The 21692-nt window shown below is 32.2% G+C and carries 19 protein-coding genes; all 19 read right to left on the minus strand.

Annotation, left to right across the window (positions count from 1 at the left end; genetic code table 11):
- Positions 1-36 precede the first annotated feature (36 nt).
- The 19 genes from QZN27_RS00285 to QZN27_RS00375 all read right to left on the minus strand — a co-directional run bounded on the left by QZN27_RS00285 (position 37) and on the right by QZN27_RS00375 (position 21605).
- Positions 37-465 carry a GtrA family protein gene (locus QZN27_RS00285; protein WP_296782259.1) on the minus strand — a complete coding sequence of 143 codons (429 nt, stop codon included), beginning with the start codon at positions 463-465 and terminating at the stop codon, positions 37-39.
- On the minus strand, positions 462-1394 hold the full coding sequence (locus QZN27_RS00290; protein WP_296872266.1) for a glycosyltransferase family 2 protein: 933 nt from the start codon (positions 1392-1394) through the stop codon (positions 462-464). Before QZN27_RS00290 ends, QZN27_RS00285 begins: the two co-directional genes overlap by 4 nt.
- A gap of 333 nt (positions 1395-1727) precedes the next feature.
- Positions 1728-2411 (minus strand): amino acid ABC transporter ATP-binding protein, encoded by a 684-nt coding sequence (locus tag QZN27_RS00295; protein ID WP_296782263.1) that lies wholly within the window; start codon positions 2409-2411, stop codon positions 1728-1730.
- Between the two features lie 8 nt (positions 2412-2419).
- Positions 2420-3070, minus strand: coding sequence for an amino acid ABC transporter permease (locus tag QZN27_RS00300; RefSeq protein WP_296782265.1), 651 nt, complete (start codon positions 3068-3070; stop codon positions 2420-2422).
- Positions 3071-3101: 31 nt separating this feature from the next.
- Positions 3102-3932 carry an amino acid ABC transporter substrate-binding protein gene (locus QZN27_RS00305; protein ID WP_296782266.1) on the minus strand — a complete coding sequence of 277 codons (831 nt, stop codon included), beginning with the start codon at positions 3930-3932 and terminating at the stop codon, positions 3102-3104.
- Positions 3933-4072: 140 nt separating this feature from the next.
- Positions 4073-5449: a hypothetical protein gene (locus tag QZN27_RS00310; protein WP_296782268.1), complete on the minus strand. Its 1377-nt coding sequence runs from the start codon at positions 5447-5449 to the stop codon at positions 4073-4075.
- Between the two features lie 44 nt (positions 5450-5493).
- Complete coding sequence (locus QZN27_RS00315; RefSeq protein ID WP_296782270.1) at positions 5494-6591, minus strand: glycosyltransferase family 2 protein; 1098 nt, start codon at positions 6589-6591, stop codon at positions 5494-5496.
- 99 nt (positions 6592-6690) lie between these two features.
- A complete protein-coding gene (locus tag QZN27_RS00320) occupies positions 6691-8586 on the minus strand; it encodes a right-handed parallel beta-helix repeat-containing protein (RefSeq protein ID WP_296782272.1) in 1896 nt (631 codons plus the stop codon).
- 170 nt (positions 8587-8756) lie between these two features.
- Positions 8757-10073, minus strand: coding sequence for a CDP-glycerol glycerophosphotransferase family protein (locus QZN27_RS00325; RefSeq protein ID WP_296782274.1), 1317 nt, complete (start codon positions 10071-10073; stop codon positions 8757-8759).
- Positions 10074-10087: 14 nt separating this feature from the next.
- A complete protein-coding gene (locus QZN27_RS00330; protein WP_296782276.1) occupies positions 10088-11395 on the minus strand; it encodes a CDP-glycerol glycerophosphotransferase family protein in 1308 nt (435 codons plus the stop codon).
- A 15-nt stretch (positions 11396-11410) separates the two neighbouring features.
- Positions 11411-12607, minus strand: a complete 1197-nt coding sequence (locus QZN27_RS00335) for a glycosyltransferase family 2 protein (RefSeq protein ID WP_296782281.1) — start codon at positions 12605-12607, stop codon at positions 11411-11413.
- Between the two features lie 5 nt (positions 12608-12612).
- Complete coding sequence (locus QZN27_RS00340; protein WP_296782283.1) at positions 12613-14466, minus strand: glycosyltransferase; 1854 nt, start codon at positions 14464-14466, stop codon at positions 12613-12615.
- A gap of 5 nt (positions 14467-14471) precedes the next feature.
- Complete coding sequence (locus QZN27_RS00345) at positions 14472-15788, minus strand: ATP-grasp domain-containing protein (protein ID WP_296782285.1); 1317 nt, start codon at positions 15786-15788, stop codon at positions 14472-14474.
- 12 nt (positions 15789-15800) lie between these two features.
- Positions 15801-16784 (minus strand): LicD family protein, encoded by a 984-nt coding sequence (locus QZN27_RS00350; protein WP_296782287.1) that lies wholly within the window; start codon positions 16782-16784, stop codon positions 15801-15803.
- Positions 16785-16793: 9 nt separating this feature from the next.
- Positions 16794-18815, minus strand: a complete 2022-nt coding sequence (locus QZN27_RS00355; RefSeq protein WP_296782289.1) for a CDP-glycerol glycerophosphotransferase family protein — start codon at positions 18813-18815, stop codon at positions 16794-16796.
- A gap of 16 nt (positions 18816-18831) precedes the next feature.
- Positions 18832-19950 carry a DegT/DnrJ/EryC1/StrS aminotransferase family protein gene (locus tag QZN27_RS00360; protein ID WP_296782292.1) on the minus strand — a complete coding sequence of 373 codons (1119 nt, stop codon included), beginning with the start codon at positions 19948-19950 and terminating at the stop codon, positions 18832-18834.
- A 155-nt stretch (positions 19951-20105) separates the two neighbouring features.
- Entirely contained in the window at positions 20106-20504 is a 399-nt protein-coding gene (locus QZN27_RS00365) for a hypothetical protein (protein WP_296782294.1), read from the minus strand.
- 7 nt (positions 20505-20511) lie between these two features.
- Positions 20512-20937, minus strand: coding sequence for a universal stress protein (locus QZN27_RS00370; RefSeq protein WP_296782296.1), 426 nt, complete (start codon positions 20935-20937; stop codon positions 20512-20514).
- A 128-nt stretch (positions 20938-21065) separates the two neighbouring features.
- Positions 21066-21605 carry a glutathione peroxidase gene (locus QZN27_RS00375; protein WP_296782298.1) on the minus strand — a complete coding sequence of 180 codons (540 nt, stop codon included), beginning with the start codon at positions 21603-21605 and terminating at the stop codon, positions 21066-21068.
- Positions 21606-21692: the final 87 nt, after the last annotated feature.

The raw sequence follows: 21692 nt of genomic DNA on the forward strand, positions 1-21692 counted from the left end.
AATGATTTAGGGCAAATGACAAAGCATTACTTCCCCTTATTTCAATTTTGTTCCATAAAACATTATTCTTCGAGCAATAAAATTCCAAAACAATACAATAATGGCTGCAATTATCTTAGAAATCAAATAATATAATCCCAATACATCAGTAAACAGATATAATAAAATCTCTGTAAAAACCAAACCGATTGTACTGATAAGTATGAATAAATTAAATTCAATCAAGCGATTGTCAATGTTTTCCTGATTGAATACCCATTTGGTGCTCATTATATAATTGACAAGTACGGAGATAATGAAGGACAAAACACCTGAAACCAAATAGTAAATTCCGCAAATGTCACTGAAGAAATACAGGAAAAAGAAATCTACAACGAATGCAGTTCCTCCTACAAAGATATATCTGAAAAACTGCAGGAAAACGTTATCTGTCTTTTCAACGAATAATTTGTCAATCAAGTTCATTCATCCTTTCTTTTCAATTCATTTAATATAATCAGATGATGTTCGAAGTTGTCTGCATGCTGTCTTTTCAATACATGCAAGATCACACCTACGAAAAATGTCATGGCAGCAACCATAACCACCATTGCAATCATGATTAACGTAGGTATTTTCAAAACAAGGCCTGTGCTGAAGTATTTAATCAGTATCGGTACAAAGTGAATTCCTGCAATGACCAGTAAAATCAATGATGCAATTGAAAAGAAAAACAATGGTCTTTGATTACGGATCAATGAAAAAATCATCCTTATAACCTTGAAACCATCCTGATAGGTATTCAGTTTTGATTCACTTCCTTCAATACGGTCCTTGTATTCAATTGGTATTTCAACTATTTTAAAATTTTTAGTTAACGCAAAAACACTCATTTCAGTTTCAATTTCAAATTCCTTAGAAGAAATCGGGAATGATTTTACAAACTCATAGCTGAATCCTCTCATTCCGGTCATGATATCCTTCAAGTCACTATTAAAAAAGGTATTGATAAATCTACGGACCATTTTATTTCCGGTATTATGGAATGGTCTGTCATTTTCCTCAAAATAAGTTGAAGATAACCTGTCTCCTATTACCATGTCCGCTTTTTTATCCAGAACCAATTTTTCAAATTCCAAAGCTGCTTCAGCAGGATAGGTATCATCACCGTCAACCATAATGTAACAATCGGCATCAATGTCTCTAAACATTGCCCTTACCACATTTCCTTTTCCCTGCTTATACTCATATTTGACAATAGCCCCTGCATTGCGGGCAATTTCATCTGTGCCGTCAGTGGAATTGTTATCATATACATAAATATCCGCATGAGGCATTACTTTTTTAAAATCCAAAACAACCTTTTCGATTGTTGCCGATTCATTATAACATGGAACCAATATTGCTGTTTTCATATCATCAACCAATAATACTATCTATAATTAAATTTAAGAAAAAAATATTATATAAACATTTGTTAATGTTGAAAAGTACCCTAAAAAAATATCTTTCGAAAAATCTAACAGAAATATCCAAAATTTTGATGAAATTTTTTTAAAAAATGTAAAAATTTAATTACGTTATCTACATGTCAACATCGTTCATTGTTAAAAATTCCTTATCGAATTAAATTATTGAAGAAATAATCAAGTAAAATAACATTCCAATATAAAACGATGATTTAATGTGTAGTCAAATTAATTATTTGATAGCTTTGAAAATATGAAAAAATAGATGATTAAAATTAATTAATCATAAAATTTGCCTAAGAAATCTTTCATTCTCTGATTGTCAGATGAGAAAACCTCATCAGGTGTGCCTTCCTCTACAATAACTCCGCCATCCATAAAAATAATTGTATCGGCGACGTTACGGGCAAAGGCCATTTCGTGAGTTACAATAACCATTGTCATATGCTCAGCGGCAAGCTCTTTAATAACTGTCAAGATTTCACCAGTAAGTTCCGGATCAAGCGCTGAAGTTGGTTCATCAAAGAACAGAATATCAGGATTCATTGCGAGAGCACGGGCAATTGACACACGTTGCTGTTGACCACCAGACAACTCACAAGGGTAAGCATCTTCCTTGTCTTCCAAACCCATTTTTCTAAGCAAATCTCTTGCGTGGGCAAAAACTTCTGTTTTGTCCCTTTTTTGAACACGCATAGGTGCATTGGTAATGTTCTTCATCACAGAGTGATGTGGGAACAGGTTAAAGTTTTGGAACACCAGTCCAAAAGTTCCTTCAAAATTAATTTCTCCACTGTCTTCGGTTTCCAAATCGGTAATGCATCTAAGCAGGGTGGACTTTCCAGAACCGGATGGTCCGATAATAGCTAAAACTTCACCTTTTTCAACACTTAGAGATATATCCTTCAAGACCACATTATCATCAAAACTTTTCTTAAGATTTTTAACTTCAAGTAAACTCATTTTACCACCTATTCATAATAGTCTAATCTGTGTTCCAAGTGTTCCATTGCAAATGCCACTATTATATTAAATACATAATAGAATATACCCGCTACAAGCAATGCTGCAATTGAAGCATCAGCGGCTGCAATCTGTTTAGCTACAGTAAACATTTCTGGAATTGCAATTACAAAGGATAGTGAAGTATCTTTTACAAGTGTTATAACTTCATTAGTTACAGAAGGAAGAATTATCTTAAATACTTGAGGCAGAATGATTATAAAGAATGTTTCAAATTTTGAATAACCGAGTACTTGAGCAGCCTCATATTGTCCGCTGTTGATAGATTCAATTCCTCCCCTATAAATTTCAGCAAAGTAAGCCGCATAATTCATAGTGAATGCGATAATGACCGCAATGAATCTGTAATCAGGCGATAGGCTCATACCTAATACATAGTATGGTGCAAAAAATACTACGATTAACTGTAACATTAACGGTGTACCTCTCATGATTGAGATATAAATTTTCATTAACCACCTTACAGGTGAAAACTTACTCATTCTTCCTCCGGCAATCAGTAAACCTAAAGGAAGAGAGAATAAGAGAGTAAGTAAAAATATCTCAATAGAGGTAACCATACCTCCAAGCAATTGTGAAATTACATTACTCAATATCATTTAAGAATTCTCCCTCTAAAACCAATTCAATTTATTTTTGTATTAAAGCATCTTGGGAAATACCGTATTTTTCAGCGATTTTTAAAACAGTACCATCTTTAAACATTTCATCTAAAGTTGATTGTACTTGATCTTTTAAATCAGTGTTTCCTTTTTTGAATCCGACACCATATTTCTCAGTGGTTATGTCTTGGTCCAATATTGAGAAAGCATCAGATTGGTTTTTGTTTTTGATGTCATATTCAGCAACACCAATATCCATAGCTACAGCATCACATGCGCCGGATTCTAAATCCATAAATGCAGTGTTATAGTCAGCTACTTCGGTTAATGTTCCGAATTTGTCTGCAATAGTCTTGTTGTCACCTTGAAGTGCTGCTAATGCAGATGAATCTTTTTGTGTTTCTACAGTTTTTCCTGATAAATCATCAATTGATGAAATGCCTGCGTCAGATTTGACAACGAATACCTGTTTGTTGTCGAAGTATGGGTCAGACCATAAGTAGTCGTTTTCCCTTCCGTCAATGGTGAATCCGTTCCAAATACAGTCGATAGAACCAGAGTCTAATTCCGCATCCTTAGCATCCCAATCGATTGGTTGTGCTTTAAATGTCCAATTGTTTCTTTCACAAACTTCTTTTGCTAAATCTAAGTCGAAACCAGTATAGTTTCCACTGTCGTCCTTAAATCCGTAAGGTGGGAATTCTGCATCGAATCCTACGATGAAAGTGCTTTCATCATTAGCGGTAGAATTTCCGGCGTCATTTCCTCCTAAAAAGTCAAATAAACCAGCGCTTGCAGTACCCATAACTAAGAAAGCTACTAATACTAAAGCAAATATAATACCTATCTTTTTATTCATTTTAAAACACCAAAATAGTTATAACTATACAGTAGAAATTTTTATCTACTGATGTTATATTTATTTAATTAAATATATTAATGTAATTGTTAATTGTTCAAACAAAATTAATAATTTAATACCGAAAACTAGAAGAAAGACTACTTTTTATTTCTAATGTCCCTTAATGGTTTTGTCAATTTCCAAGAGTTTGATGACAATATATCCTCATTAAGTTCTTTTAATGCCTCATTTTCAGCTTTTAATTTGGAATTTTTCTTAAACTCGAAATCATATAATTGGTTGAGAGCCGTCAGTCTCTGTGCAAAATAATCCTCATTAACGGAGCAGTTTTCATCCTTAAAGCCATGATCCTCAAGAATATTAATCAATTGAGTCCTGCAAGAGTTAAAATCTCTAATATCTGATTTGTATTTTACATCAAACTTGGACAATGCACTTCCATTTTCATAAAAGGCCCAAATATCCCTTGAAGAGCCCAGATAGTCTGAAATCTTTGAAGGCAAATATGGATTATATGGCCAAACACCATCAGTTACCACATCATTGACCATCAATACATCAAATTTGGTTGTGGCATTTAAAAATTCAAAATAATCCAAAGGTTTTTTAACAATGAAACTGTCACGTGAAGATAAAGTGGAAATCAGTTTCTTCATTAAGGACACATCCTTAATGAACAGATAAATCCTGATTTTGTCCTTAAATTTATGATTTAAAGATTCAATTGAATAAAATAAGCTTTCAAAATGTCTTTGGCCATAATAATCACGACCAAAATAAGCCATATTAATATAATTTTCATTCAAATCCAGTTCAGCGGATTGGACATGATAATATTTCTCATCCAAAGTCGGATGCCTTTCAATCACGCTTTTTTTAAGGGCAAATTCTTGAACATCTTCTGGAAATTGATTAAGCATTGCATTCCTTTGATTTTCATTAGTGAAAACCAATTTGTCTGCAAATAAATATGTAAGATACTCTGCAAGGAAAAAAACAGAAGATCTATTTTCAATCAATGGAAATTCACAATTGTTTTTCTCGTTAAGCCCAATAATATGTCCATTAACCTCATCCACATAGTCTGGATTGTCAATGAAGAATTTCTTATTATTTCTGATTTTATTTGAAATGTTTAAAATTAAAGGGTCTGAAAACTCCGCAGTCCAAAAAACATCAGGATTTGAAAACTTATATTCTAGAGCTATGAAATGATTGTTTGCAATCCATGATCTTGAATAAATCTTTGCATAATCCTTTTCTATTAGATTCATGGAGTCTTCAAGTGATTTGAAAACACATTCTGGAGTATCCAGTTCACAGCCAATGTCCAAAAAAATTCTGTCATTGATATATTGATTAAAAATACCCAAATCTTCAACAGGCAATTCCAATTTAGCCTGAAAAACATCAACCGGTTTTTTATTATTTAATATTCTTTTAAAAACATTTATTCCAGATACATAATCAGAAGGTGGAAATAATAAAGAAATAACTAACTCATCACTATCCATAATTTTAATTTATTTAATAAGATTAATAAAATTTTAGAAAAAATTCAAACCTTCCTCTTAAGGCTGTCAAGAATCTTTCTGAAAGTACTCTTAGGAGCCTGATTTTTTTTGGTTGATGGTTCGCTTTTTGATTTCTGATTTTTTTTACTCATTTTTAAGTCAAAATCATTTACAGATGATTCAAATTCATGATAGTCATCGGAATTTATGGCCCTTTCAAAAATCAAAAGACTCCTCTCGGAGCATATTTCAAGAGTTCCATTTTCCTCCAGCTCTTCCTTATAATTAGCAAAACTAGCTTTCATCTTATTGAAATAGTTCTCTTTATACTCCTCGCTAAGCAATTTGAATCTGTGAAACAAATCAAAGCATTGCCTGTCAAATATAAGACAGCTAAATTCATCATATTTGCCTATGCCTTTTATAAATTCGATTATCTTGTCGTATATCACTATGCAATCGGAAAATTTTGAATAATAGGAATTGGTAATTGAATCAGGGCGTATTCTTCTGTAATAAAAATAATCATCATAGAAATAAGCCCGGTTGGCCTTGAGAATAACCTTGATGAAAAACAAATTGTCCTCAAATATTAGGCCTTCAGGAAATGAAATATCTGCTATCAATTCCCTCTTAAAGAGTTTTGATGTTGCGGTGACTGAAATATCAAAAATACGCGGTTTTATCTGAACCCAGTTGAAAACCTCATCTTTAACCATGTCCTTTAAAAATTTCATGTCAAAATATTCGCTGCGGGATTCCTTTCTGGTTTTGTTATTGAAATTTATTATTTTAAAAAAGACCAAATCCAAATTGTTCTCAATGGCCTGATTGTAAAGCTTTTCAAGGGTATCTGATTTCAAATAGTCATCGGAATCCAAAAACAGAACATATTCCCCTTGAGCAACATTTAAACCGGCATTTCTGCTTGCTGCAAGACCACTGTTTTTCTGAGAAAAAACCTGTACTCTATTGTCCTTTTTCTCATAATCCTTCAATATTTCTAAAGAAGCATCCGTTGAGCCATCATCAATACATATAAGTTCAAAATCTGCCAATGATTGATTCAATACGCTATCTATACATTCATTCAAGTAATCCTGAGTATTATAAACCGGAACAATAACTGAAACTTTTATCAAAATTCAAACAACCCTGAAACTCTTTAATTAATATTATGTTTTTGGAATTAAAAAAATTATTGAATTTTAAAAAAAAATAAAAAAAGTTGATTAACCAACTTATTTAATTCTGACATAAAACTTGCTGTTTACATTATACTTGCTATTATTTAAGATAACATTAATCTTATGGAGTCCTTTAGATAGATTTTTGGTCTTTATTTTAAAGATGCCTTTTGAATTGGATTTTAGGACAAATGTCTTGTACTTTTTGCCTGTAAAAACTTTAACTTTGAATTTTGTCTTTTTGATAAGCTTTTTGGTTGCCTTGTTTTTTGCTGTAACGGCTATTTTTGAACCTTTTTTAACTTTCTTGTCATATTTGAACTTGGCTGAATCCTTGATTTTGGTTATTGACTGAACAAATCCCACACCATTTTTCATGGAAATCTTAATGTATTTTTTAGCTATTTTGACCTTTGAAGGAACAGTTATAGTTAATTGGCCTTTAGAATTTGTTTTCAGCCATTTGCTGGTATACTTATTCTTGCTGCTGATTTTGATTTTGATTTTCTGTGCCAGGGACACCTTCCAAGGGGAAGTAATTTTAATCTTTATTTTTAGATTCTTTGCATCCTTTGTGGAGTATGTGATTTTGACTAAAAATGCTCCATAAACATTTACACCAGCAGGAGCTGTATTTTTAGAATATTTACATCCTACAGAGCAAATGTCAGTATTTTTAGAGTATATAGCTCCACCTTTTTCGTTTGCAATATTTCTGGCAAATCCTGAGTTGACAACTGAACTGTGGTCGCTGTTGATATAGATTGCACCACCATTATTAGCTGAATTGTCACCAAAACTTGAATCGGAAACTTTTATGGAACCATATTTTGAATATATGGCACCTCCATAAGTTGCAGCATCATTAAAATAGAATTTGCAGTTGGAAATCTCTGTCACTCCATATCTTGAAGCTATTGCTCCGCCATAACTGGAAGCCTTGTTTCTCATGAAAACGCAATCCTTCACTATGGCATTTGACAGATAGTTGTCATCAAAAACCTTTATATTGATTGCTCCACCGGTGACTGCCGAATTATCTTCGAATCTGCAATTTTCAACCAGAGAATATTCTGCAGTATCAATCTCTAAAACTCCACCTGAATGGGTAATATGGTTATTTCTGAAAACGGAATTTAGAAATTCGCCCCTACCCAGTTCATCCAAATAAATCACTCCACGATTTGTAGAGGTATTATTCTCAAATAGGGTGTTATTAACCATTATTGTACTTAAGTTGACTGTGACATCATCATAAGTGACCAGCAGGATTGTAGCAAGAAATGCTTTATTCTTTAAAAATTTAGAGTCGGATATTCTTAGATTGGAACCTATACGGACACAGATTGCACTGCCCATTCCGCACTTATAGCTATCCCAGGCCAGATTACTGACACGGGTACTTGTGTTATTGGCAAATGTACAATTATAGATTTCAACATTTGTTCCAACCCGAGCATTTAATGCCCCACCGTCTGAATTGTAAACACGATTATTGTCAAAAATACAATCATAAAGTGTAAGATTTGAGGTTTTATTTAAAAACACTGCACCTCCACTATTTTCGCTATAACCGTTTTTAAAAGTAATATTTTTCAAAATCACACTACAATTTGAACCAATGAACAGGCATCGGGAAACCCCTCCTCCATCTATGTATGCATTGTTCTTCCCAATTATGGTAATGTTTCGGGATATTGAAACACCATCAATTAATGATTCATCAGAAGCTGAATTATATTCAAAGCTTTCATTTAAAACTAATGTGGAACCCTCTTCTGTATCATTTACTAGAATTTGTAAATCTGAATATGTTTTTACAGTGGAATTACCTGCATCAGCAGTGATATTGGCATTATCAATATCCATTGCCTGAATTGAGCCAACACTCAACAATATTAAAAGCAATAGCGCCAATACCAGAAAGCTTTTTTTCATAAAATTAATCAAATTAACACCTTAATTCATACAATTAAATTTATTATAACCTTTATGTATCTCCTCATATAAAAGTTATTTGGAAAAAATAAGCGTTAAAAAATCCCATTTGTCATTTTTTCCATATTTTTTCGACAATTCTTTTGATGCCTGCCGTTCAATGATTACAAAAAATTAGTGGATTATTTTAAAAATGATTTATACTGCTTTTTAACAAAATTCTTAATCCTTTTTTTAGAAGATACCTTATTGCGATTCATAATATAGTTTATAACATTATCGGCGGATTTTCCGTCATGAATTGAGCAAAACTGATTATAAAACTCTTCATAAAATGGAGCGTCACGAACATCCAAGTTTTCATAAAGCTCCTCTTCGCTTTTACAGAGTATGCCACAGTTGACTTTTCTGATATCAAAATAAACCCCTTTTATGAAAGTTTCATATTTTTCCAAATCGGGGACAAAATAAATTACAGGCTTTTTGCTGCAATACCAGTCAAAAACAATGGAAGAATAGTCTGTGACTAAAATATCCGCAGCACACATCAGCTCAATTGCATCATCCCAATCGCTGACATCAATGACGTTTTCACCCATATCGTCTAAAGATTCATTTATTACGCTCATATGATGAGTTCTAATCAATAGAACAGAATCATCAGGGGCATTATCCAAAAATTTAACCGGATCCAACATCAAATCAAATATGAATTTTGAATGGCTTAAGGCATTGTCCCTGTTGTTTCTCCATGTAGGAGCATACAAATAAACTAAAGTATCAGGAGCAATGTTCAATTTATTTCGGATTTCATTTCTTTTAGACTCATATCTTTCATTATCATAAAAGATATCGTTGGCGGGATAGCCTGATTCAAGAATTTTACCGGTATATCTGAAACAGGACTTGAATCTTTCAGTGGAGTAGTGATTTGGACTCAACAGCACGCTCCAACCGGTAGACTTTACATAAAAGTGAGGTGCGGTCTTACCTTTTTTGAAATATTCCAAATCCACATCCCAATGCATCTTTTTATAAGGTGTCCCATGCCAGGTCTGCAAATAAAAGGTTTCATCCCTTAAATACCAAATGGGAAAGAGAGTATTGTTTATTACAACAGAAGCCTTGGCAAGATACCTGTAATATTCATCAGACCCCCTGTCTACAACAATGGGATTTCCAGGAATAATGCTTTTATCACCGTCATATGACCAAATATAAGTGTAATCAGGATAGAGTTCCAGCATTCTCTCATAGATATATCTTGGATTTCCAGTATATTGTCTTGCCAGATTACTTTCAAAAAAGAAGGTTTTTTCATCGGTTTTGTATTCCTTACAGGCTTGCTTATATACTTTAGGAACACCATACCTTCTATATTTGGCGACTTCATTGAATAATTCTGGATGATCTAAAAATAATTCATTTTCCAAATCCTTTTTAGTTTTATCGCCCAAATATCTGGAAAAATTCTTCTGTAAATCCTTATATTTACTCATATTCACACCAATAATTACTTATGAATCTTTTTATAGACTTTTCGAATAAATTTATCAACTTTAGATTTGAATGGAACTTTAGATTTTTCAATGCAATAATCAATTACCCTATCTGCAGAATAACCATCATGAAATTCACAGAACTCCTTATAGAAATCCTCATAAAATGGAGCATCACGTACATCCAGGTTTTCATACAGCTCCTCTTCACTTTTACAGATTACGCCACAATTCACCTCAGTGATATCAAAATAAACTCCCCTAATTTTATTTTCATATCTTTCCAAATCGGGAACAAAATAAATTACAGGCTTTTTGCTGCAATACCAATCGAAAACAATGGATGAATAATCAGTAATCAAAATATCTGCAGCACACATCAGCTCAATTGCATCATCCCAGTCACTAACGTCAATAGCTCTGCCTTCCAGATTACCTAATGCATCAGATGATGCGCTCATATGATGGCTCCTAATCAATAAAATGGAATCTTCAGGAGCATTATCCAAAAATTTGACCGGATCAAGCATCAAATCAAATTTAAACATTGAATGACCAATATGGCCCCCATCTCTCCATGTAGGCGCATATAAATAAACCAGCGCATCTTGGGAAATATTCAATTTTTTACGGATTTCCATTCTTTTAGATTCATATTTCTTATCGTTATAAAAAATATCATTTGCAGGATAGCCATATTCCAAAATCTTTCCCTTATACTTAAAACATGACCGAAATTTTAGAGTGGAATAATGATTCGGACTTAATAATGCATTCCAACCGGTAGATTTTGCATAAAAGTGAGGAGATGAACGCTTATGAGGATTTGTATTATTCTCCCTATCCCAATGCATCTGCTTATAAGGTGTTCCATGCCAAGTTTGAAAATAAAATGTTTCCGGCCTGTGGTACCAATTAGGAAATGTTGTATTATTGATTATGACTGCTGCCTGAGCCAAATATTTATAAAATTCATTTGAACCCCTTTTAACGACAATCGGATTTCCGGGAATAATGCTTTTATCTCCATTATATGACCAAACATAAGTGTAATCAGGATATAGCTCCAGCATTCTTTCATAAATGTATCTAGGATTACCGGTATACTGTTTTGCCAAATTACTCTCAAACAGGAATAGCTTTTCATTTACGGGAAACTTATTGCAGGCATTCCTATATCTCTTTGGCATTCCAAAATTCCTATATTTGGCGATTTCATTGAATAATTCAGGGTTAGAGTAAAATACTTCATTTTCCAATTCTTCTTTGGATTTATCTGCAAAATATTCTGATATCTCTTCTATTAAATCATTGTATCCCATCCTAACACCGCCAAATTAAATCTTTTTAGAAATCCTTTCATAAATGTTTTTAGTCTTATATGAAAACCATCCCTGAGTGGTCTTGATTAATTTAATTTCATCTTTTAACTTCTTATTATCCTTTTTCAGACTGCCATTGATACTGATTTGCTCATTAACCTGTTTTCTTAAATTTCTATTTTTTGCGTTTAATTCCTTGATCTTATCCTTATAAGAACGCTCAGAACTAACCAATCTGATTAATGAGTCAAAATCCTCATTTAAAAACAGGTCATATTTCAGTTTATCGATATCCTCCAGATTAGTAAAGGATTCTTCTGGAAGAGTTTCGGCAAAAGGCCTTACATCATTGTCCATTATCTCAATATATTCCTTTTCGCACCTATCAAATTCATTAATATACTGCAATATATCAATTTCAACAAGTTTTTTATAGAATGTATCCAATAAAGAAGAGTTTTTCTCCGAAGAGTTGAAAACATCCAATATTCTTTTTGAAATGGTGATTCTGTCCTTTAAATTTTTCAACTTGAAAACATTCTGTGTAACTGAATAATTTTCACTGGTTCTGACTCTCCAATAATAGTTAACATCAGGTAAAATTCCCAAACATTTGCTTGCACAAAAAAGCTCCATTGAAAACAAAAGGTCTTCATATAACATATTTTCTAAAAATTTAAAACCTGAATCGTCGATTAAATCCTTTCTTATGAATTTTGACATACTAGTATCATAAATTAAAGTCTTATGCTCAAAAATATTGGTTTTTGAATAGGTTTTGTCATATCCTGCCTTGGAATGTAATACACAAGTCCATTCAACACCTTCATCATTGAAGCGAATGGCATTGAAAACCACCAAGTCATGGTCATAATCTTTTGCAAATTTATAAAGTTTTTCATATGCATCTTCCTGAATTTTATCATCTGAATCCAGAAAAGTCACATATTCTCCGTTAGCTATATCTAAACCTTTATTTCTTGAAATTGATTGTCCTTGATTAGACTCATTTTCTATCAATATAATCCTATCATCCTTTTTAGAATACTCCTTTAAAATTTTAAGACAATCATCACTGGAGTTATCTTCAATGCAGATTATTTCAATGTCTTCAAGTGTCTGACTGATTATTGAATCCAAACATTCTTCAAGATATTCTTCCGTATTATAAACCGGAACTATTACACTAACCAAAGGATTTTCAACACTCATATTAATCATTTTAAGATTATCGCTATACTTCCATCATTATCTTCAAATATTCTAATCTTTTTACCATTATATTCGACAGTCCTCTCTTCAAAGTCAACAAATGCATCTTTCTTTAATTTAAACTTGTTTTTATGAATTTCAATGTTGAGATTGTATTTGGTATTCTCTTCAATAGAATATTTCCAAATCAATTCCAGTTCATTCTGCAATCTGATTTTAGGACTTTCATCCTTTTTAGAGAAATAAACATTATCATATTTATAGTTTAAAGCAACTTTATAAATAGCTGCACCGTCAGTATGAGGAATTAAAGTCATTGATTGGCCATCCGCCCTGTAATCAAAGAAATTCCTGCAGTATCCCTTTGTAATTGAAAAGTTGCCTAATGATGTGAAATAGAATAGTAAATCTTTATTTTTATTCAAGTCGACTATTTCATTATTTTCCTTATTAAAAAATCTTTCCTTGAATCTGAATATTTCATAATCATCATCATAAACCACTTTTAAATGAACGTCATAATTGTTGATGTTTGTTATCTCATCAACATTTACCTTTCCTGAATATATGTGATCATCAACCTCATCCAATCCAAATTCAAAAATATTATTCGCCCTTAAAGAATCCCTCTTTGTCAATCCCATGAATGCGACTTTAACTTCATTGATTTTTAAATTCCGAGGCAATTTAATATTATTGAAGTAGATATATTTGGAATCCGCTGAAATGTCATCAATATCTATAAAATTATCTTCTGCTTTACCAATTTCAAACACTTCGTCAGGAATGTTATAATCAGGATTGTCGAAGTACTTAACATTCCAATATAGTTTTCCATCACGATAAACGGTTGAACGCTCATCCAAATCAAAGTTTAGGAAATCTTCCAAATCCTTGTCCATATCGTTCAATATGAAATAAAAGAACAGGTTATATCTTATTTCCAGATTATTATCATAAATGTCATCAATATCTGATAAAATGGCCTTAATTTCACTTAAATAAGCCTTTTTAAAGTTTTCATCTTTTAAAATACCTTTTATAGGGTAAAAGAATCTTTCAAGATATGTCTTTATCACATAACTGAAATACTGTTCCTTTCCAGCTTCCTTAAAGTAATCCTTAGCATAATAATATGTAGAAAGCCTATCCTTCATGTTAGGTATGTCAAGTAAACTTTTACTGATTGATGTGTCACTGTTTCCTTCAATAATGTCCTCTTGGGCACGTCTACGCCAATAATAAACGACATCAGGGATAATGCTGATCTTGTCTGCAAAGGAATATGCCCTATAAACCAGCGGAACATCAGCATAAATCTTTCCGGGAATCATGTAAATATCATGTTTTTCAACAAATTCCCTTCTGTAAATCTTGTTCCAATAAAAAACATCATAGTAAATCTCTTTGAATTCGTCGACAGTGAATGTCCTCTCTTCATCCCAGATATTATTTTTATAGGTGATTTCTCTTTGATACCTGCTCACATATTTGACAGGTTTTCCAGCAACAATGTCAGAATCAGTCTCCTTTGCTTTTTTGTATAACTTTTCATAGGCGTCTTCAACAACGATATCATCAGAATCAATAATTGCTACATATTCCCCTTTTGCAATTTTAAGACCATTGTTTCCTGCAACAGCCCCACCCTGATTTTTTTGGTCAATGATTGTTATATTATCATATTTTCTGGCATACTGCTTCAATATATTCAAACTGTTATCTGTACTTTCATCATTGACACAAATGATTTCCATATCGTCCAATGTCTGATTAAGAAGTGAATCCAAACAGTCTTCCAAATAATATTCAGTATTATAAACTAAAACAACAACAGATAATTTATATTCATTTGTCATAAATCTCACATTCTCCAATCAATTAATGATTCAATAGCATCCAAATCAAATACAGGCAATTTTAGTTTATTTGAAATAACCATCCTTTCGGAAAATGAATCGTCGATAAATATTGCAGATACATCGTTATCCATGTATTTATATTTGTCATCTTCTTTTGATAATGTAATTATCTCATCAAATAGATTAATATCTATTTTTAACTCTTTTAATGTCTCTTTAATATCTTTAATGTGTTTTGTAATTAAAATTATCTCCTTTCTTTCATTTACACACTGATACAGGAACATCATGAGAAAGGTGTTGATTTTTCCTTTAACAAAAACAGTATCATCAAAATCAATGTACACCCTGTCGTAATCAATTTCATAATTAAATCTATTGGTTAATGCCCTGTCAATGGTTAACCTGTTTTCATTGGTCAATACCTTAACATCAATTCCCAAATGAGCATATAATGTTAAAAGAGGAAAGTTGATACCTGTATTTCTGTGCAATGCCATTGTTCCGGCAATTCTTGGTGCGATTTCCAATAATTTATACTGATTATTCTTATCCTTTTTAAGCTGGAAGAACCATGCCCCATCAAAAGTTAATTTTGAATTGATTATTTCTGCAATCTCTTTAATAGATTCTTCAGTTTGAACAGTTATTGCATTTACGCTAATTCCATCTTTTACGCGAATCCTTTGCCTTTTTTCACAGTACAATAATTTACCTTTGGCAGAAAAACAATCAATTGTGTATTCTTCATTAGGAAGGTATTCAACTGCAATCAATCCCGGATTTTCCGTGAAATGATGTTTCAAATCATCGACATTATTGGCAATGGCAACTCCCTTGGCTCCCTGACCTACATCAGGCTTTAAAAAAATTGGGAATTCCCCATCAGTCTGCTTTCTGACATGATCCAAATCATCGAAACTGTCTTTGGAAATGTCATACAATTTAGGAATGAAATCAAATTCCCTGAAAAATTTATATGTTTTGCTTTTGGATCTGCAAACGTCACATGTTTTGCTATTTGAAACAACAACATGGGCCTTCAAATCATCCTTGAGTTCTGAAAGCTTCAATACGACATCATCATGTGCAGGATATATCAAATCAATACCATTCTTTTCAATAGCTTCATTCAGGAAGTCCAACAAGCCGTCATCATCAATGAATGGAATGTCTGGGATATAATTTTCATATACAAACTTGCCGTGGTCGTCTACACTGGAGCCGCCGTACAGCTTAAAATCCTTACTGTATTTTAAAGCATTGTGAATTTCTAAACCAATCTCAGAACCGCAGGGAAACACTAAAACATTTTTCATACTATCAACAAATCATTCAAAATTATCATTAATCTCTTCAAACTTAATAATCTCATTTTCAAAGATTTCAACAATACCAGGATATTTTCTGAGCCTTCCCATTCTTTGATGGAATGTCAGGACCTTAGGTATATTCCAATAATTACCGTAATAAGTTTTTAAATAATAATCCTTATCATTTGGACCTGGGAACTCATATTTACCAAATTGAACACGTTTAAATGGCTGCATCTTATCGGTTTCAAAAACTTTGAGTTTTAAAATCCTTTTTGGTCCTTGAGGACCTTCTACACCATTCAGCATGTGATTGGTCCTATCCCATGTCAGATCCATGTTCTCATGATATCTTTCAACTGTGGCATCATAATCGCCAATTTCCACAATATCATGATAGAATTTCAATCTCGCATCCTCATACTTCTGACCGATATCCTCACCATTATATTGCTTCATATAGTCATATGGGAAAACATCAAGTGCGGTCAAATCAACTCCTCCGCCACTTAATGTATTGTAATAGAATAACTGTAAAAATGAAGTTGCACCTTCAACAAAGGCGTTTCTTTGCCTGAAATTGATTTTTATATTATCCTTAAGGCCATTTCTTTCAAGCTCTTCGGGAAGAACATCAACCAATTTGTTATAATCCTCCCTCATCATTCCGGAGTCCATATCATCATCCCATGGAATGAAACCGTCATGCCTGATAGCTCCTAAAAATGTACCTCCCTCAATCATCCACTCCAAATCATACTTCATGCATACGTTATCCATGAATCTCAACAATTCCAAGGACAAGTCCCTGAAACTTTGAAGCAAAGGACTTGGAGTCAACTCATAATCAAGAAAGATTGTATTAAACAGTCTATTATTGGAGTCATTGGCTTTTTCAAGTCTCTCAACTTTTTTAGTTAAAACATCAACCTGATTTTTATAATATTTAAGTGAACCGCTATTGTTTATTAATTTCTTTGCAAATTTTTGTTTTAAACCCATCGAAACACCCTAATTGAATATTTTCTTAATAATTTTTTCTGAAGAATCACCATCACATAAGCTGCAAAATCTTTGATAAAACTCGTCATACTTGTCAGCAAAGTCATTTGAGATTTCATCAATATTTTTAATAGTGTCAATTAATTGATCATTATCTTTTATAAGTGGACCTGGAAGTTCCTTTTCCATATTCAAATATAATCCTCTAACATTTTCAATATAATGATTTAAGTCAGGCACGAAAAATAGAATTGGCCTTCTTGAATGTGCGTAATCAAAGAATACAGAGGAATAATCAGTAATTAAAATATCTGACAGGATATACAGCTCTTGAACATCATCATAACTTGACAAGTCAATAGCGAAATCCTTCATTTTCTCATCAATGTGAAGATTTTCAGATACCAAATGATGCATCTTTAAAATGATTACATATTCATCGGAAAATTCCTCATATAACCTTTCCAAATCAATCTCTAAATTGAAGTAATGTTGCCAGGAGTCATTTTTCTCATCATCTTTCCATGTTGGGGCATACAATATAATTTTTTTATTCTCATCAATATTGAGTTTGGATTTCAAATCTTTGACAAATTCATCATTATCCTTAAAGAAAATGTCATTTATAGGATATCCTAACTCCAAAACTTCCTTATTGTATTTAAACGCCCTTTTAAAAATTTTTGTAGAATAAGTGTTTGAAGACAATAAATAATCCCAGTTTCTGGACTCATTGAAGAAATTCTGTCTGCCCTGAACTTCGGGCCCAGGAATGGTAATGTCAAAACCCAATTTCTTAAGTGGAGTACCGTGCCAGGTCTGTAAATAAACATTGCCCGGCCTTTTTGTGTGAATTGGAAATATGATATTATTTACCCAATATTTTGACAATGCGAGGTATTTGTAGTAGTCTCCAGGCTGGAATCTATCAACAATTATAGGATTTCCAGGAATTATATCTTTATTTTCACCTGAATATGCCCAGACAAAAGTATATTTTTTATCCAAACCCATTTCAAGCATTTTTTCATAAATATATTTTGGATTACCGCTATATGCATTCCCAAAAAAGCTTTCAAAGAAAATCATATTCTCATCTATTCTGTTTTTGGAAGCCTCTTCATAGATTGTTCTTCCGCATGCAATTGTATATGATCTCCACCAAGCCGCCTCGGTTGTAATCCATAATGCCAGTGAATGTTTATTTTCAGTAGCGTAATAAGAATAGACATTGCCGTCAACATCAAGTTTAATCAGGAATCTGTCTTCATCATTTTCAAAGTATTTGAATGTTGATAAAACAATTAAAGACTGATAATATATATCATCATCATAAAGTCTCAGATAAAAATCCATTCTTAAATCAAGGATTGATTTATCTGAACTATTTATTTTGTCGATTATTCCTTCAAAAGTATATTTTTTATTATTTGATTCATCAGGGCTGAATTTCATGTCGAAAATGTTACTTTGACTGTCCAGCCTATGATTTGCCATGATCGTAACCCTGTCAATATTCTCAATATCATCATTTAATACTTCAAAATCCCCTTTAATCAGGATATTATTATCATCAATGCTCTCCAAATGGGTAATATTATAATCAAAATCTATATCATCAATTTTTATTGACAGGTTCCCGAAATTTGTTTTATATGAATTTAATACCAGATGCTTTTCTCTGGATATGGCCTTAAAGAATTGGTTTGAAGGAATGAACTTTACCCTCTTTTTATAGAACAAATCATTTGATTTGAATTTAAAATAAAAATCCAATGCTCCGCTTTGAGTCATTTCCACCAGTTCAGAAATTTCAAACACGGCAGTTGAAGATTTTACTTTACGCAACAATCTTTTACCACTTGACCTGTGTTTAATTTCAATGAATGAATTTGGCATGACCCTTTTGGTTGTTTTGACTATTATATTTCCATCCTGTAAAGACAACTCAACGGTAGGCACTGAATAATAGCTGAAATACTTATTTAAGAGTTTTTTAGCAATTTTTTTACCCTTACTTTTGATACTCATGAATAAAACACCACAATCATTTCAATTCGATTTCAATGATTTTACAAATTTTTTCAACATCCTCAACAGTCAAATCCAAATATAAAGGTAATGAAAGGATTGTATCACTGACATTTTTGGCAATTGGCGTATTTTTTTCAAAATCGTATGCTGGAAATTCATTGCATGGAGGATAGAAATATCTTTTAGCGTAAACATTATATTCAGGCAATTTATTAAATAAATGATCCTTTTCATCAAATGTATTCAATTTAATTGTGAAATATGCATAATTATATTCGACATTGTCTTTAGGTCTTAAAACTTTAACCCTGCCCTGGTCTTCAAGATTTGACAGGCATTCCAAATATTTCTCATAAATTATCTTTCTTTTGGCAATTGCGCTTTCAACATATTCCAAGTTGATTAAACCCATTGCTGCTTCAAACTCATTCATTTTGGCATTTACGCCTAAAAATTGCACTTCCTCATTATCGGGAGTGATTCCGAAGTTTTTAATTGACCTAAATTTATAAGTTAAATCATTATCATCATACATCAATGCTCCGCCTTCAATAGTATTGAACACCTTTGTTGCATGGAAACTAAACATGCTGATATCACCATAGGAACCGATAGGATTACCGTCTATCTTAACATTAAAGGCATGGGCAGCATCATAGATTACTTTCAAATCATTCCTTTTAGCAATTTTTTCAATTTTATCAACATCACAAGGATTTCCGAATACGTGGACAGGAATGATTGCGGAAGTCTTATCAGTAATCAAATCTTCAATATTGTCAGGGTCAAGATTATAATATTCCTCATCCACATCTGCATAAACGGGGGTTAAACCATTGTTAATAATTGCTTGAGTGGTTGAAGCGAAGGTGAATGGAGTTGTAATGACTTCTCCGGTTAAGCCCAATGCTTTTATAGCCACTTCCAATGAGGCATGACCATTTACAAAAAATTCAATATTTTTTACATCAAGGAAATCTTTAAGTTTTTCCTGGAATTCACGTTCTAACGGCCCATAATTAGTTATCCAATTATTGTCCCAAATCTCTTTTAGTCTTTTTTCGTATTCTTCGATTGGAGGCAATAACGGTCTTGTAACAAGTATTGGCTCTTTAAATTTTAAATCCTTCATAATATCCTCTGTGATAAAATTGATAAAATAATTTATTATTCTATAGTTTATTTGTTTTTTATATTATTAATACTTAAAGAAAAAAAGCCCTTTTAAATCATTTAAAATTTGTAAAAATTAGATTTTAACTTAATTTATCATGAAAAAAAATAGAATTAGTAATCGTAATTTGAATATCCATCATCGATTACTAATGCATCTACGCCATGATAAGGTTTATTGAATAAAGTTCCGTTATAATTTGTATGAATTGTATAATTCCCGTTTTCAAATGTGGACAGCACAACTGATCCTTCACCAGAATCATCAGTAACCACATCATAGTAATTTGCCCAACCAGATTCATCCAAAATTTTAATTTGAACTGACTCTCCAGGATAAACGTTCCTATATTCATCAGTCAGAACTATCTGAACCGCATCTCCATTTTTAAGAGTGGAATTACTGGTCACATCCACTTTGGTATTGTGAGAATTGGCCTGGACAAATAGAAATCCACCAATGAGAATTATTAAAATTATAACAACCACAGTTATGATAGTTTTTGAGTTCATATTCCACCTAATTATTGTGAACTAACAATACATCAATGTCAGAGTTTTTAAGTACCTTTTCGGCTACACTTCCAAGGACTAATCTGTGAAGTCCGCTTTTACCGGATGCAGAGATTATAATCAAGTCGACATCCTCTTCATCTGCAACTTCTTTGATTTTTTCAGCAGGAAAACCTGTTACAACCATTTTTGTAACATTTATATCATCACTGAATTTAGCAGCCATATTATCTACAAATCTTTTAGCATCCTTTTTGAGTTTTTCATTTGCTTTTTTAACCTTTCTTCTAGGTTGAAAAGCGCTAGATGTTAATATACCCGCAACAGATAAAATAATTACTTCACCATCTTCAGCAAGTAAATTATTAACTCTTTCAACTTCTTGATCTGCATAGGTTGAACCATCAGTAGGTAATAATATTTTCTTATACATTTGCTTGCACCTTTATTATGTAAATATAATTTTGTACTTCATAGTTAATAATAGTTAGTGAAAATGAACATTAATATAGAGAACTGAATTCCTAGAAAATAATTTGAAAAAATATATTAAAAAAAAGATTATAAAAGAGCTTTTATAGCTTCTTTTACATCATTTAAATCTTCTGTTGGCTCGAATCTGCGCACAACATTACCTTCACGGTCAACTAAAAACTTGGTAAAATTCCATTTGATATCATTGTTGTCCTTGTAATGTCTATCCATCATTTTAACAACCAGTTTAAGTTTTCCCGCACCTTTACCAGTTAAGCCAACAAATGGCTGTTCATTTTTAAGATATTCAAATAATGGAGATGCATCTTCACCATTGACATCGATTTTTTCAAAGATTGTATATGGCACCAGCCATTTTGAGCGACAGACCTCAGTGATTTCTTCAGTTGTTCCCGGTGCCTGGTTTCCAAACTGGTTGCATGGGAAATCCAAAATTTCAAAGCCTTGTTCGTTGAATTCAGCGTATATTTCGTTTAATTCTGTGTATTGTGGTGTAAAACCACATTTTGTTGCTGAGTTTACTATTAAAAGTACTTTGTCTTTGTATTGGGATAGTGAAACAGTATTGCCGTCACCATCTTTAACTTCAAAATCATATACTGACATAAAATGCCTCCTTTTAAATTAATTTAATATTAAGTATATTTAAAGCTATTGTAAAAAAAGTATAAATTATTCAAAAATAAATTTTTA

Origin of the sequence: uncultured Methanobrevibacter sp. (genome assembly GCF_900316895.1) — an archaeon.
Classification (GTDB): Archaea; Methanobacteriota; Methanobacteria; order Methanobacteriales; family Methanobacteriaceae; genus Methanocatella.